This is a genomic window from Plasticicumulans lactativorans (assembly GCF_004341245.1).
GTDB classification, from domain to species: Bacteria; Pseudomonadota; Gammaproteobacteria; order Competibacterales; family Competibacteraceae; genus Plasticicumulans_A; species Plasticicumulans_A lactativorans.
The window spans coordinates 86,524-99,777 of record NZ_SLWY01000003.1; the positions used below are offsets into that span (position 1 = coordinate 86,524).

13 protein-coding genes are annotated in these 13,254 nt (G+C 74.0%); 2 read left to right on the forward strand and 11 right to left on the reverse strand.

Annotation, left to right across the window (positions count from 1 at the left end):
• Positions 1-552 (reverse strand): cytochrome b, encoded by a 552-nt coding sequence (locus tag EV699_RS02710; protein ID WP_132538700.1) that lies wholly within the window; start codon positions 550-552, stop codon positions 1-3.
• Positions 553-614: 62 nt separating this feature from the next.
• The gene (locus tag EV699_RS02715) at positions 615-1,550 is read right to left on the reverse strand and encodes a LysR substrate-binding domain-containing protein (RefSeq protein WP_243662534.1); all 936 of its coding nucleotides are present in this window, start codon (positions 1,548-1,550) and stop codon (positions 615-617) included.
• A gap of 78 nt (positions 1,551-1,628) precedes the next feature.
• On the opposite strand from EV699_RS02715, the gene EV699_RS02720 reads away from it, so the two are divergent.
• Complete coding sequence (locus EV699_RS02720; protein WP_132538702.1) at positions 1,629-1,871, forward strand: DUF1127 domain-containing protein; 243 nt, start codon at positions 1,629-1,631, stop codon at positions 1,869-1,871.
• A 52-nt stretch (positions 1,872-1,923) separates the two neighbouring features.
• Here the strand turns inward: EV699_RS02720 and EV699_RS02725 are convergent, their stop codons facing one another.
• Positions 1,924-2,229, reverse strand: coding sequence for a hypothetical protein (locus tag EV699_RS02725; protein WP_132538704.1), 306 nt, complete (start codon positions 2,227-2,229; stop codon positions 1,924-1,926).
• A 73-nt stretch (positions 2,230-2,302) separates the two neighbouring features.
• Positions 2,303-5,437, reverse strand: a complete 3,135-nt coding sequence (putA, locus tag EV699_RS02730; protein ID WP_132538706.1) for a bifunctional proline dehydrogenase/L-glutamate gamma-semialdehyde dehydrogenase PutA — start codon at positions 5,435-5,437, stop codon at positions 2,303-2,305.
• A 150-nt stretch (positions 5,438-5,587) separates the two neighbouring features.
• On the opposite strand from putA, the gene EV699_RS02735 reads away from it, so the two are divergent.
• Positions 5,588-6,067 carry an Lrp/AsnC ligand binding domain-containing protein gene (locus EV699_RS02735; protein WP_132538708.1) on the forward strand — a complete coding sequence of 160 codons (480 nt, stop codon included), beginning with the start codon at positions 5,588-5,590 and terminating at the stop codon, positions 6,065-6,067.
• Positions 6,068-6,079: 12 nt separating this feature from the next.
• Here EV699_RS02735 and EV699_RS02740 read toward each other — a convergent pair whose 3' ends face one another.
• The 7 genes from EV699_RS02740 to EV699_RS02770 all read right to left on the reverse strand — a co-directional run bounded on the left by EV699_RS02740 (position 6,080) and on the right by EV699_RS02770 (position 13,250).
• Positions 6,080-6,760: a phosphatase PAP2 family protein gene (locus EV699_RS02740; RefSeq protein WP_132538710.1), complete on the reverse strand. Its 681-nt coding sequence runs from the start codon at positions 6,758-6,760 to the stop codon at positions 6,080-6,082.
• Entirely contained in the window at positions 6,741-8,315 is a 1,575-nt protein-coding gene (locus EV699_RS02745) for an ArnT family glycosyltransferase (protein WP_165904004.1), read from the reverse strand. The genes EV699_RS02740 and EV699_RS02745 overlap by 20 nt, the downstream gene beginning before the upstream one ends.
• The gene (locus EV699_RS02750; protein WP_132538714.1) at positions 8,312-8,890 is read right to left on the reverse strand and encodes a DUF1415 domain-containing protein; all 579 of its coding nucleotides are present in this window, start codon (positions 8,888-8,890) and stop codon (positions 8,312-8,314) included. The genes EV699_RS02745 and EV699_RS02750 overlap by 4 nt, the downstream gene beginning before the upstream one ends.
• A 116-nt stretch (positions 8,891-9,006) precedes the next feature.
• Positions 9,007-10,074: a tRNA dihydrouridine(20/20a) synthase DusA gene (dusA, locus tag EV699_RS02755; RefSeq protein WP_132538716.1), complete on the reverse strand. Its 1,068-nt coding sequence runs from the start codon at positions 10,072-10,074 to the stop codon at positions 9,007-9,009.
• Positions 10,075-10,384: 310 nt separating this feature from the next.
• On the reverse strand, positions 10,385-10,735 hold the full coding sequence (locus EV699_RS02760) for a YdbL family probable chaperone protein (protein WP_132538718.1): 351 nt from the start codon (positions 10,733-10,735) through the stop codon (positions 10,385-10,387).
• Complete coding sequence (locus EV699_RS02765; protein WP_132538720.1) at positions 10,732-10,971, reverse strand: YnbE family lipoprotein; 240 nt, start codon at positions 10,969-10,971, stop codon at positions 10,732-10,734. The genes EV699_RS02760 and EV699_RS02765 overlap by 4 nt, the downstream gene beginning before the upstream one ends.
• Positions 10,968-13,250, reverse strand: a complete 2,283-nt coding sequence (locus EV699_RS02770) for an intermembrane phospholipid transport YdbH family protein (RefSeq protein WP_132538722.1) — start codon at positions 13,248-13,250, stop codon at positions 10,968-10,970. Before EV699_RS02770 ends, EV699_RS02765 begins: the two co-directional genes overlap by 4 nt.
• Positions 13,251-13,254: the final 4 nt, after the last annotated feature.

Below are 13,254 nucleotides of genomic sequence, written 5' to 3' on the forward strand. Positions count from 1 at the left end.
TCAGCGCGATGCGCGCGGGAACGGCGCCATGCGTGTCAGCGTGGCGTCCTTCAGCACCAGGTGGTGGTACAGCGCCCCGGCGACGTGCGCGGCGACGACGACGTAGATCGCCGTGGCGCCGAATTCGTGCACGCCCTTGGCGATCGCGCCGAAGAGCTCGCTCTGCGGCAGCAGCATCGGCAGCTCGACGCCGAACAACGCCACCGGGCGCCCGCGTGCCACGGTCGCCGCGTAGCCCGACAGCGGCATCAGCAGCATCAGCGCGTACAGCGCCAGGTGGGCGAGGTGCGCCGCGCGCGCCTGCAGCGCGGGCATCGGCAGCGGCGCCGGCGCGGGGTCGAGGGCGCGCCAGCCGAGGCGCACCAGCACCACCAGCAGCGTGGTCACGCCGAGCGAGCGGTGCAGCGCCATCAGCGCGTCGCGCCCGGGGCCCTTGGGCAGGCCCTCGCGCAGCTCGATGGTCACGTAGAGGGCGATGAACAGCGCCACCACGGTCCAGTGGAACAGGCGCGCGACGGCGCCGTAGCGGTCGGGGGTGTTGCGCAGGGACATGTGGGTTTCTCCTGGCGAGGGTGGATGCCGCCCGAGTCTGCCGCGCGAGTCTGAACCGGGGCTTAAGCGCCGGCCACCACGCGCAGCGGGGTGACGCCCTGCACGAAGCCTTCGCCGTCGAAGGCCGCGGCGATGTGCTCGGCGAGGGCGTCGAGCGCCGGCGAGCGTCGCTCGGTGGAGCGGTGCAGCGTGATCGCCGCCGACGGCAGCGGCGGGAAACCGTCCTCGGCGCTCAGCGCGCGCACCCCGGACGGCAGCATCGCGCGGCCGAGCACGGTGACGGCGAGCCCGGCGCTGACCGCCGCGAGCACCCCGGCGATGCTCGGGCTGGTGTAGGCGATGCGGTAGGCGCGCCCGGTGCGCGTCAGCGACGCGATCGCCCAGTCGCGGAACCAGCAGCCCTTCTGGAACAGGGCGAGCGGCAGCGGCTCGGCCTCGTGGGCGAGGTGGCGCTCGGAGGTCGCCCACACCGTCGGCTCGTGCCGCACCACCTCGCCGCTCTCGGCGCCGGGGGCACAGGTGATCAGGGCCAGGTCGATCGCCCCCTGCGGCAGCAGTTCACGCAGCGTCATGCTCGATTCGCACAGCACCTCGACCTGCACCCGCGGGTGGGTGCGGGCGAAGCGCGCGAGCACCTCGGGCAGGAAGCGCGCGACGTAGTCGTCGGGGGTGCCGATGCGCACCACGCCGACCATGTCCGGCCGCGTCAGGCTCGCCACCGCCTCGTCGTGCAGGCCGAGCAGGCGGCGGGCGTAGGCGAGCAGGGCCTCGCCGTCGGCGGTCAGGGTCACGCCGCGGCCGTCGCGCAGGAACAGCGGGCGGCCGATGGCCTCCTCGAGCTTGCGTACCTGCATGCTCACCGCGGACTGCGTGCGGTGCACGTGCTTCGCCGCCTGGGTGAAACCGCCGCTGTCGGCGATCGCGGCGAAGGTGCGCAGGCAGTCGATGTCGAGGTTCGGCGTCATCGTGGCGACCCATCTTGATTTGTGATGGGTCATATAAAACCTATTCGTTGGACCGATCAAGTGCCCCGGGCGCAGGCTGTCCTCACCGCCCACCCACCCGAGGATCGCACCATGAACGCCATCCACAGCCGCACGCTCGCCGACCTGTCCGCCCTGTGCCCGCCTGCCGCCCGGCGCCCCGGCCTGCTGCGCCGTGTCTTCGCCCGCATCGGCCAGACCCTGACCGTGTACCGCCAGCGCCGCGCGCTGCTGCGGCTCGACGACGCCGCGCTGAAGGACATCGGCATCAGCCGTGCCGAGGCGCTGGAGGAGGGGCTGCAGCCGTTCTGGCGCGAGCCCCGGAGCTACCGCTGAGGGCCCACCGCGGCCCGCGCGCCGGACGTCCTCCGACCGGCGCGCGGGCCCCTCAGTCGCCGTCGCGCGTCAGGCGGTCGACCAGGAGCTTCTCGCAGCACTTGAACACCACCCAGAACGCCAGCGCCAGCGCCGCCGAGCCGCACAGCTGCAGGAACTGCACGAAGGCGCCCTCGACCAGCGCCATCCAGCCGTAGTCGACGATCAGGCCGAGGTTGGCGCGGAACAGCGTCACCAGGTTGACCGAGGCGATGCCGAAGCCGAAGAACGCCACCCCCATCAGCACGAAGGTGAGCGCCGGGCGCGGGCGCAGCAAGGCGACCGCCCGGCGGCGCAGGCGTGACGACAGCGCAGGCATGGCAGGCCCTCCGTAACGCAGGGCGGGGCGGACGCCGTCGCGCCCGCCCCGCGGGGGGTGTCCGCTGGCGTGCTCAGTCCTCGCCGAGCGACATCAGGCTGGCGTTGCCACCCGCCGCGGTGGTGTTGATGCTGACCGTGCGCTCGGCGGCGAAGCGGTACAGGTAGTGCGGGCCGCCGGCCTTGGGGCCGGTACCCGACAGCCCCTCGCCGCCGAAGGGCTGCACCCCGACCACCGCGCCGATCATGTTGCGGTTGACGTAGCAGTTGCCGGCGCGCACCCGCGCGAGCACCTGCTGCACCGTGGCGTCGATGCGCGAGTGGATGCCGAAGGTCAGGCCGAAGCCGCTGGCGTTGACCGTGTCGACGAGGGTGTCGAGTTCGTCGGCGCGGAAGCGCACCACGTGCAGGATCGGGCCGAACACCTCGCGCTCGAGCTGCGCCGCGTCGCCGAGCTCGAAGGCCTGCGGGGCGACGAAGCTGCCACGCGCGGTGGCCTCGGGCAGCGGGCAGCGGTACACCAAGCGCGCGCTGCGCTCCATCTCGGCGGCGTGGGCGTCGAGCATCGCGCGGGCCTCGGCGTCGATCACCGGGCCGACGTCGGTGGCCAGGTCGCGGGGATCGCCGACCACCAGCTCGGCCATCGCCCCGGCGAGCATCGTCAGCAGCTTGTCGGCGATGTCCTCCTGCACCAGCAGCAGGCGCAGCGCCGAGCAGCGCTGGCCGGCGCTCTGGAAGCTCGACGCCAGCACGTCGGCCACCACCTGCTCGGGCAGCGCCGAGGAGTCGACGATCATCGCGTTGAGGCCGCCGGTCTCGGCGATGAAGGGCACGATCGGCGCGCGCCGCGCGGCGAGGGTGCGGTTGATCGCCCAGGCGGTCTCGGTGCTGCCGGTGAAGGCCACGCCGGCGATGCGGGCGTCGCCGACCAGCGCGGCACCGATCGCACCGTCGCCGGGCAGCAGTTGCAGCGCGTCGACCGGCACGCCGGCGCGGTGCAGCGTCTCTACCGCGTAGGCAGCGACCAGCGGGGTCTGCTCGGCGGGCTTGGCGATCACCGCGTTGCCGGCGACCAGCGCGGCGACGACCTGGCCGGTGAAGATCGCCAGCGGGAAGTTCCACGGGCTGATGGCGACGAACACGCCGCGTCCGCGCCAGCCGAGGCGGTTCGACTCGCCGGTCGGGCCGGGCATGGTCTGCGGCTCGGCGAAGTCGGCGCGGGCACGGGCGGCGTAGTAGCGGCAGAAGTCCACCGCCTCGCGCAACTCGGCGATGGCGTCGGCGAGCGTCTTGCCGGCCTCGCGCTGCAGCAGCGACAAGAGCAGCGGCGCGTCGGCCTCCAGCAGCTCGGCGGCACGGTCGAGGCAGTCGGCGCGGGCGGCGGCGGGGGTGTCGTCCCAGGCCGGGAAGGCGCGCAGCGCGCGCTCCAGGGCCTGGCCGGCCTGCTCGGGCGTGGCCTCGATCACCGCGCCGACCACGCGCGTGTCATCCGCCGGTTCGTGCACGAGGCGCGGCGTGCCGCCCTGGCTGACGCCGCCGATCAGCGGCGCGGCCTGCCAGTGGCGGTCCTGCACCTCGCGCATGCCGTCGAGCAGGGCGGCGAGCTGGGCCTGGTCGGAGAGGTCGACCCCGTGCGAGTTGGGCCGCTCGGCGCCGTAGAGCGCGCGCGGCAGCGGGATGCGCGGGTGCGGTATCTGCGTGAGCCGCGCCACCTTCGCCACCGGGTCGGCGATGATCTCGTCGATCGGCGCACGTTCGTCGACGATGCGGTTGACGAACGAGCTGTTGGCGCCGTTTTCCAGCAGCCGGCGCACCAGGTAGGCGAGCAGGTCCTCGTGGCTGCCGACCGGCGCGTAGATGCGGCAGGGGATGTTGAGCGCGTCGGGGCCGGTGATCTGCTCGTACAGCGCCTCGCCCATGCCGTGCAGGCGCTGGAACTCGAAGCCGCGGTGGCTGCCGGCCATCTCGATGACGCTCGCCGCGGTGTGCGCGTTGTGGGTCGCGAACTGCGGGTAGAAGGCGTCGGGCGCGGCCAGCAGCCTGCGCGCGCAGGCGAGGTAGGAGACGTCGGTGCTGGCCTTGCGCGTGAACACCGGGTAGCCGTCGAGCCCGCGCTCCTGCGCGCGCTTGATCTCGGTGTCCCAGTAGGCGCCCTTGACCAGGCGCACCATCAGCCGGCGATGCTCGCCGCGCGCGAGGTCGGCGAGCCAGTCGACGACGTGGACGGCGCGCTTCTGGTAGGCCTGCAGCGCGAGGCCGAAGCCCTCGTAGCCGGCCAGCGAGGGGTCGCGGAAGGTGTGCGCGATCAGGTCGAGCGAGAGGTCGAGGCGGTCGGCCTCCTCGGCGTCGACGGTCAGGTTGATGTCGTAGCCCTTGGCGAGCCGCGCCAGGTCGAGCAGGCGGCCGCCGAGCTCGCGCTGCACACGCGCGCCCTGGAACGGTTCGTAGCGCGGGTGCAGCGCCGAGAGCTTGATCGAGATGCCCGGCGCGTCGAGCGGGCCGCGGCCGGCGGCGGCCTTGCCGATGGCGTGGATGGCCTTGGTGTAGGCGTCCATGTAGCGCTCGGCGTCGGCGGCGGTGCGCGCCGCCTCGCCGAGCATGTCGTAGGAGTAGCGGTAGCCCCTGGCCTCCCAGTCGCGGGCGCGGTCGAGCGCCTCGCGGATGTTGCGCCCCATCACGAACTGGCGGCCGAGGATGCGCATCGCCTGCGCCACCGCCTGGCGGATGATCGGCTCGCCGCTGCGCTGGATCAGGCGTTTGAGGATGCTGCGGCTGTCCTCGCCGCGCAGGCCGATGATGCGCCCGGTGAGCATCAGCCCCCAGGTCGAGGCGTTGACGAAGGCCGACTCGCTCTTGCCGAGGTGCTTCTCCCAGTCCGCCGAGCCGATCTTGTCGCGGATCAGGCGGTCACGGGTGGCGTCGTCGGGGATGCGCAGCAGCGCCTCGGCGAGGCACATCAGCACCACGCCCTCGGTGCTCGACAACTGGTACTCGTGCATGAAGGCGTCGATGCCCGAGCCCTTGACGCGCTCGGTGCGCACCTGCGTGACCAGGCGCCGCGCGCGGTCGGCGATGCGGTCGCGCATGTCGCTCGGCAGCGTCGCGAGCTGCAGGCGTTCGGCGACGACGCTGGTCTCGTCGGCGCGGTAGGCGGCATTCAGCGCGGCGAAGCGCGGGTGCTGCACGAGTTCGGGCTGGAAGGTCTGCATCGGGGTGTCCTCGGTGGTCGGGCGTGCGCTTCTCGGGGGCGCGACGGCAGCGGGATTATGTTCGAGACCGTACCGAATAACGTTTTGAATTGAATTGACTTAAGCTAACGAAATTACGCATCCGTCGCTGCCCTCCGGTAGTCAGGGGCCATGAAATCACGCTCTTCCCGAACGCTCGACCGCATCGACCGTGCCATCCTGCGGCTGCTGCAGAAGCACGGCCGCATCACCAATGCCGAGCTGGCCGGCCTGGTCAGCCTGAGCCCGCCGCCGTGCCTGGAGCGCGTGCGGCGGCTGGAGCGCGAGGGCTACATCCGCGGCTACCGCGCCGAACTCGACCCGGCCAAGCTCGACGCCGGGCTCCTGGTGTTCGTCACCATCACGCTCGACCGCACCACTCCCGACGTCTTCCAGCGCTTCGCCGCGGTGGTGCACGACGTGCCCGCGGTGCAGGAGTGCCACATGGTCGCCGGCGGCTTCGATTACCTGCTCAAGCTGCGCTGCGCCGACATGGCCGCCTACCGCGACCTGCTCGGCGAAAAGCTCGCCGCCCTGCCCGGCGTGCTGCAGACGCACACCTACGTGGTGATGGAAGAGGTGAAGAACACGCCCGAGATCGAGGTCGACTGACGCCGCCGCGGCTCAGCGGGGGGGCGTGCCGGGCGGCAGCCGGCGCAGCGACAGGTGCAGCGCGACCGCGCAGCACAGCCCCGCCAGCGCCGCGCCGCCGAGCACGTCGCTCGGCCAGTGCTTGGCGAGCAGCACGCGGGTCAGCCCGATCAGCAGCGCGTAGCCGAGGGCGTAGGCGCGCATCCACGGCCGCGGCAGCAGCACCGCGAGGCAGATCGCGCCGGTGAAGACGTCGGCGGCATGCCCCGACGGGAAGCTGTGGAAGTCGGAATCGGTGAAGCGCGCCCACCACGTCGTCGGCAGTTCGTCGGGCGTGGCGTCGGGGCGCAGGCGGCCGATGCCGATCTTCAGCACGCGCACCAGCACGAAGGCCCCGCCGAGCACTGCGAACAGGTAGGCACGCCCGACCGCCAGCCACAGCGGCTGGCGCAGGCGCCAGCCGAGCAGCAGCAGCACCAGGAACAGCCCGTAGAGCGGGTAGAGCCCGGCGTCGGTGCACCAGCGCAGGAAGCGCCGGTGCTCGTCCACCCACCACAGGCCGCTCAGGTGGCGGCCGAGCGCCTCGTCGCCGACCGCCCACACCAGCAGGGCGCCGGCCACGAGCAGCGCGGCGAGCATGCCGAGCGTCTGCCACAGGCGCCCTTCGATGCGCGCGCGCGGCGCGACCCCGCGCTCAGCAGTCGGCGATGACATGGTAGGCCTTGAGCTCCACGCGGTGGGTGTCGTTGACCTTGCAGCTCGCCGGCACCGCGGCGTCGTCGAACACGTACTTCAGGTGCGCGGCCTGGATCACCAGCACGCCCTGCGGGTGCGCCTGCCACCAGGCGCGCGCGTCCTCGCGGTCGACCTCGGTCAGCAGCCGCCCGGCGTAGAGGTTCAGGATGCCGCGGGTGGAGTGCACGATCGCGACCTCGCGCGGCTGCGGGGCGACGCGGGCGATCGCCGTGCCGAGCGCGCGCGCCGAGAACAGCGGGTCGACCAGCGGCAGCAGCGCCGCGAACAGCAGCCAGCCGCAGGCGGCGCCGAGCGCCACCGTCCCGGCGAGCCAGCGCCGCGGCCGTGCCCGCGGCAGCCACAGCGCGAAGCCGGCGAGCCCGAGCGCGGCGAGGGCGATCGCATGGCCGCGCCAGTCGTCGGCGAGCTGGTCATGGGTGCCGAAGGCGATGCCGAGCGCGAGCAGCAGGGCGTAGAGCGGCGGCAGCGCGAACTGCAGCGCCCCCAGGCGTTCGGCCTGTGCCAGGCGCGCGCAGCCGATGCCGGCGATCACGGCGAGCGCCGGCACCAGCGGCTGCACGTAGATGAAGAGCTTGCCCGACACCAGCGAGATCGCCAGCAGCGGCAGCGCCGCGGACAGCGCGAGGAAGCGCGTGCCCGCCGGCCGTTCGCGCCACAGCGCCCGGGCGCCGGTGCAGGCGGGCCCGGTCCACGGCAGCAACAGCAGCGGCAGCAGCGCGGCGTAGAACCACACCGGCTCCTTGTGGCTCCACGAGTTCACCGCGCGGCCGACGAGCTGTTCGTGCCAGATCGTGCGCAGGTAATCGCCTTCGCCGGCGAGCAGCACCGCGCCGATCCAGCCGAGCACGCCGAGCGCGAGGCCGGCGATGCCGGTGAGCGGGCGCAGGCGGCGCAGCGCTTCCCGGCCGCCGTCCAGCGGCAGCCAGACCAGCGCCGGCAGCAGCGTGAAAGCGAGCGCGATCGGCCCCTTGACCGCGAGCGCGAGCGCGCTGCACAGCCAGAACGCCAGCGCCGCGCCCCCGCCGCCGCCTTCGCGCAGGCGCAGCAGCGCGAGCCACGCGAACACCGCCGCCGCGGCGAGCAGCATGTCCATGCGCGCGATCTGGCCGACCACCAGGCTCACCAGCACGGTCAGGTAGACCAGCGCCGCCCACAGCCCGGCGGCGCGGCCGGCGAGCGTGCGCCCGAGCAGCCAGGTGCCGAGCGTGGCGAGCGCGGTGGAGAACACGGTGAAGATGCGGAACGCCAGTTCCACCGGCTGCACCCAGTGCGCGACGCCGGCCACCATCCAGAAGTACACCGGCGGCTTGTCGGGGTAGGGGTGGCCGTTCAGGTGCGGCACCAGCCAGCGCCCGGAGCCGAGCATCTCGCGCAGGATCTCGCCGTAGCGCGCCTCGTCCTGCACCCACAGGTCGCGGTGCACGAGCAGCGGCAGCGCGTGCGCGGCGAGCAGCACCGCGCACACCAGCAGCAGGTCGGTGCGCCAGGGTTCACGCCCGGCAGTGGCGCTCACCGGCCGGGCTCCGTGACCGCGCGGCATTCGGCGAGCAGCGCGCGCAGCGCGTCGAGGCCGCGTGCGCGCAGGCGCGCCACGTTGCGCGTCGGCACGCCGTTGATGTCGGGGTGGGCGTCCACCGCGCGGCTGATCTCGTCCTCGCGCAGCAGGTGCAGCATCGGGTGCGGCGAGCGGTTGGAGTAGTCCGCCGGATCATCGGGTTCGGCGTCGGCGAAGGTGTAGTCGGGGTGGAACGAGGCCACCTGGACGATGCCGTCGAGGTCGAGTTCGGCGAGCGTCGCGTCGACCTCGTCGAGGAAGTCGTTGTAGGCGAGGAAGTCGGCCAGCGTGTACGGGGCGATCAGCAGCGTGGTGCCGATCTCCGCCGGATCGGCGTCGACGAGCAGCGCGAGCTCCTCGCGCAGGTCGGCGAGCAGGTCGGCGGGCGTCGTCGCCGCGCTCACGCGGTAGCGGATGCGCCCCTGGCGTGCCGGTGCGGCGGCGAAGGGGCACAGGTCGAGGCCGATCACCACGCGCTCCACCCAGGCGCGGGTGGCGGCGAGGGCGTGCTCGGGCGGGGGGCTTGCGTGCATGCGGCGACTCCGTGCGGGTGCGGGGGCCCGGAACGAACACGCCTCCCGGGGCGGAAGGCGTACGTGTCATCGCTTATTCTGGCCCCTGCCCGACACCGGCACCAGTCGCGCCGCGTCTAGGCGCGGGCGTCGTCGGCGCTGTGCCGTGCCGACACCCGTGCCGACACCCGTGCGGCCGCTGCGCGCAGCAGCGCCGCGTCGGCATCGGCGCGATGGGCGTGCTCCGACAGGTGGCGGCGCCAGCCGCGTGCGCCGGGCAGCCCCTGGAACAGGCCGAGCAGGTGCCGGCTGATGTGCCCGAGCCGGCCGCCGCCGGCGAGATGACGTTCCACGTAGGGGATCAGCCGCTCGATCACCTCGCCGCGCGCGGGCGCCGGGGTGGGGTCGCCGAAGAGGCGCCGGTCGGCGTCGGCGAGCAGCCAGGGGTTCTCGTAGGCGGCGCGGCCGAGCATCACGCCGTCGGCCCAGTCGAGCTGCACGATCGCCGCGTCGAGCGTGCGCACGCCGCCGTTCAGCACGATCGCGAGCGCCGGGAAATCGCGCTTCAGGCGTTCGGCGACGTCGTAGCGCAGCGGCGGGATCTCGCGGTTTTCCTTCGGCGACAGCCCCGACAGCCAGGCCTTGCGCGCGTGGATCACGAAGGTCCGGCAGCCGGCCGCGGCCACGCGGGCGACGAAATCGTGCAGGTGCTCGTAGGCGTCGCGGTCGTCGATGCCGATGCGGGTCTTCACGGTCACCGGCACCGGTGCCGGCAGCGCGGCGCGCATCGCCGCCACGCACTCGGCGACCAGGTCGGGCTCGGCCAGCAGGCAGGCCCCGAAGCGCCCCTCCTGCACGCGGTCAGACGGGCAGCCGCAGTTCAGGTTGATCTCGTCGTAGCCCCATTCGGCGCCGATGCGCGCACAGGCCGCGAGCGTAGCCGGGTCACTGCCGCCGAGCTGCAGCGCCAGCGGATGCTCGGCTGCGTCGAAATCGAGCTGCCGCGCCGGGTCGCCGTGCAGGATCGCGCCGGTGGTGATCATCTCGGTGTAGAGCAGGCTGCGGCGGGTGATCAGGCGCAGGAAGTAGCGGCAGTGCCGATCGGTCCAGTCCAGCATCGGCGCGACCGACAGCCGCCGCGCCGCGTCGGCGGGGGGCGGGCCGGCATCGGTGGGCAAAAGGGCTGGCGGGGCGAACGTCGTCATCGGGTGGACCTGTTGCGTGCGGCGGAGGCGGCGATCGATGCGCCTGGCCGAGCCGGGGGCCGACATTGTAGCGGGCGCGCGGCCCAGCGGGCCGGGGGAGCGGCCGGAGCCTGGGGTGGCGTGACCGTGGCGGCGCCACAAAAAAAGAAGGCCGGGATGGAGATCCCGGCCAAACCACCAGAGGAGAGGAGAAACATCCGAAGATGTCGAAACGCAGTATAAAGCCATGTTGCGATGCAACAAGCGAGGCTTTCTATACGCAGGCCTTAGAAAAACTGGCCCGGCATCGGGCCGCTGGCGGCGCCCGCGCTCACTTGCGCCGCCAGCGGCCAGCGGCGTCCAGCACGTACTGCCCGGTGGGGGTCGCCTCGATCAGCTTGAGGCCGGCGACCGCCTGGACCTCGGCGAGCGGGCGGCCGCTGCGGCCGGCGGCTTCGCGGTAGCGGACGAGGCGCTCGGCGTTGATGCGCTCGATCAGCGCGTTCACCGCCGGCGCCGGGCTGCCGACCGGGCCGAGCAGGCCGTCGGGGCGTTCGCCGATCTGGCCGGCGGCCTTGGCGGTGCTCAGCGCGTCGGCGGCGCCGGCCACGGGGGCGGCGGCGAAGCCCAGCGCGAGGCTCAGGGCGAGGGTGGCCAGGAGGCGGTGCGGACGTGCCGTCATGGGGTGCGCTCCGTCTTCGGCTTGCCCGCGGGCAGGCCGAACAGTTCGGGGTTGTCGTTGAAGACGGCATCGAGTTCGCGGTCGATGCGCACGCGCACCTCCTGCTCGATGCGCACGTTCAGGTTGATCTCGATCGGTTTGTCGGGTGCCTCGACCTTGACGGTCGGCGCGCAGCCGGCGAGCGACAGGGCCAGCCAGGCGCTCGCCGGCAGGATCAGGGCTGGACGCGGTTTCATGGGCTCCTCCCATACTGTTCGATCTGTTCGCGGACGCTGTCCGGAAGGCGGTAGCTTTCCAGGCTGCGCTGCAGGATGGACGCCAGTGCGCCGGAAAGATTCAGGTTGAAGGCGACCGGGTGGCCACCGTGGAAGTCCGGGTTGGCGCCGCGCAGCGCGAGCTGCAGGCGCATCTCGCCGCCGCTGTCGCCGTCGAGGCCGAGGCTCAGCGCGGTGTAGCGGAAGTCGGTGAGCGCCTGCAGCGCGATCGCGGCCTGGCCTTCGGCGAGGAAGCTCGGCGGCGTCTCGGGGCGGTAGCGGATGCGCCCCGGCGCGTCGGCGGCGAGCCGGCCGTCCGCCACGGCGAGTCGGCCGTCGGCGCGCAGCCGCACCGGCAGGCGCCCGTGGATGCGGCCTTCGGCGCTCAGGCCCGGCAGCGACACCAGCGCGAACAGCTCGCCGAGGTCGAGGTCCTGCGCCTCGACGTCCAGCCGGTACTCGCGCGCGCCGAGGCGGGTGGTGAACGGCGCCACCCGCAGCCGGCCGCCGGCCCAGTCGAAGCCCGCGCGCAGCAGTTGCAGGCGGTCGTCGTCGAGCGCGAACTCCAGTTCGCCGTCGTGCAGCGCGAGCCCCGCGTCGAGCGCGGCGATCGCGATGGTCTGCCCGCGCGGGATGCGCAGCGGCAGCAGGCGGTCGGCGCGCAGCACCGCGTTGATGCGTCGCGCGCGCAGCAGCGGCGTGTCGAGATCGAGGTCCTGCAGCAGCCACTCGGCGCGCTCGCGGGTGCCGTCGGCACTCCAGGCGTAGCGCAGGTCGAGCGCCGTGGTGCCGCGGGCGCTGCGCACCTGCCCGGCGAGCGCCGGCAGCAGCGCCGGCAGCGGCAGCGTGTCCGGGGCGAGTTCGAGGCGCGCGCTGCGCAGCCGCGCCTCGCCGCGGCCGTCGGCGAAGGTGTGGCGGGCTTCCAGCCGGGCCTGGGCGCGGCCGGCGAGGGCGTCGAGGTCGAGGTGCAGCGCGAGCGTGTCGTCGAGCGCGCCGTCCAGGCGCCCGTCGAGGCGCAGCGGGGCGTGCAGCGCCGGACGCGCGGTGCTGTGCAGCGCGTCGATGCGCAGCGTGCCGTCGACCGGGCGGGGGGCGGCCGTGGCCACGCCGAGGTGCAGCGCGAGCCCGCTGCCGGCCATCGCCACGTCGGGCAGCCCGATCTCGCCGTCGACGAGGTCGAGTTCCAGGCGCCCGCCCTGCCAGCGCAGGCCGAGCGTGCCGCCGAGGCCGGCCCGCCCGAGCGTCAGGGCGGTGCGGGCGCTGCCGCGCAGCGCCCCGCCGTCCGCGGTGACATCGAACAGCGCGGCGTCCGCCGCGGTCGGTTGCAGCGCGAGGCGCAGCGGCTCGCGCGCCAGCGCCGGGGGCAGGTGCGCGCGCAGCGCCGGGCCGGGCACGAGCTCCAGCGACAGCGGCGCGTCGGCCCGCCAGGCGTAGCGCCCGCCCTCGCCCAGGTCGAAGCGGCCGTGCGCGGCGAGCCTGCCGTCCTGCAGCCAGTCGCCCCAGCCGAGGCCCTGGCCGTCGAGCGCGACGGCGACCGACGCGGGCGGCCCGCCCGGCCGGCCCGCCACCTGCACCCGCAGGCGCAGGGCGCCGCTGAGCGGTTCGCGCCGGCCGAGGCGGGCGGCGAGCGCGCCGGCATCGTCGACCCCGGCCTCCAGCGTGAGCGCCAGCCGTCCGTCGGCATCGAAGGTGCCGGCCAGCTGCGCGGTCGCGTCCGCGACCGGGCCGAGCCGGCCCTCGATGCGCGTGGTGCCGTCGGCGGCGGGTTCGAGCGTCAGTGCGAGCGGCACGTCGAGCGACGGGGCGCCGGCGCGCTCGAGCGTGACGGTGGCGGCGCTGAGCGTCACGTGCCGCGCCGGCAGCGCCGGCAGCACCACGGCGGCGGACGGCCCGGGTGGCGTGCGACCGGCGAGGCCGAAGCTGCCGGCGGCATCCTGCGTCAGGCGCAGCTGCACGCCATCGAGGCGCACGGCCTCGACGCGGCCGGCGAGCAGGTCGCGCAGGCCGTAGTCGAGTTCGATGCGCGCGATGTGTCCCGCCGCGCCGAGGTCGAGCGTCGCCCGCGCACCGCTCGGGGCGAGGTGGTCGATGTCGAGCTCGGCCACCGCGAAACCGGCGTCGCGCAGCGCGCGGCCGGCGAGCCAGCCGAGCCCCGGCGGCGCGAGGACGGCGCCGGCGGCGAGGAGCGCGGCGAGCGCCGCCGGCAGGTACCAGCGACGGCGCCGGGGGCGGGCATGTCCGCGGGGGGCGGGCGGCGTCATGGCG

What these genes read in the sequence shown, in the direction of transcription:
- EV699_RS02715 (WP_243662534.1), bottom strand. Translation starts at nt 1,550, where the DNA reads ATGACCCATCACAAATCAAGATGGGTCGCCACGATGACGCCGAACCTC.
- EV699_RS02725 (WP_132538704.1), bottom strand. Translation starts at nt 2,229, where the DNA reads ATGCCTGCGCTGTCGTCACGCCTGCGCCGCCGGGCGGTCGCCTTGCTG.
- EV699_RS02750 (WP_132538714.1), bottom strand. Translation starts at nt 8,890, where the DNA reads ATGCACGCAAGCCCCCCGCCCGAGCACGCCCTCGCCGCCACCCGCGCC.
- EV699_RS02765 (WP_132538720.1), bottom strand. Translation starts at nt 10,971, where the DNA reads ATGAAACCGCGTCCAGCCCTGATCCTGCCGGCGAGCGCCTGGCTGGCC.
- EV699_RS02760 (WP_132538718.1), bottom strand. Translation starts at nt 10,735, where the DNA reads ATGACGGCACGTCCGCACCGCCTCCTGGCCACCCTCGCCCTGAGCCTC.
- EV699_RS02770 (WP_132538722.1), bottom strand. Translation starts at nt 13,250, where the DNA reads ATGACGCCGCCCGCCCCCCGCGGACATGCCCGCCCCCGGCGCCGTCGC.
- EV699_RS02720 (WP_132538702.1), top strand. Translation starts at nt 1,629, where the DNA reads ATGAACGCCATCCACAGCCGCACGCTCGCCGACCTGTCCGCCCTGTGC.
- EV699_RS02735 (WP_132538708.1), top strand. Translation starts at nt 5,588, where the DNA reads ATGAAATCACGCTCTTCCCGAACGCTCGACCGCATCGACCGTGCCATC.
- putA (WP_132538706.1), bottom strand. Translation starts at nt 5,437, where the DNA reads ATGCAGACCTTCCAGCCCGAACTCGTGCAGCACCCGCGCTTCGCCGCG.
- dusA (WP_132538716.1), bottom strand. Translation starts at nt 10,074, where the DNA reads ATGACGACGTTCGCCCCGCCAGCCCTTTTGCCCACCGATGCCGGCCCG.
- EV699_RS02740 (WP_132538710.1), bottom strand. Translation starts at nt 6,760, where the DNA reads ATGTCATCGCCGACTGCTGAGCGCGGGGTCGCGCCGCGCGCGCGCATC.
- EV699_RS02710 (WP_132538700.1), bottom strand. Translation starts at nt 552, where the DNA reads ATGTCCCTGCGCAACACCCCCGACCGCTACGGCGCCGTCGCGCGCCTG.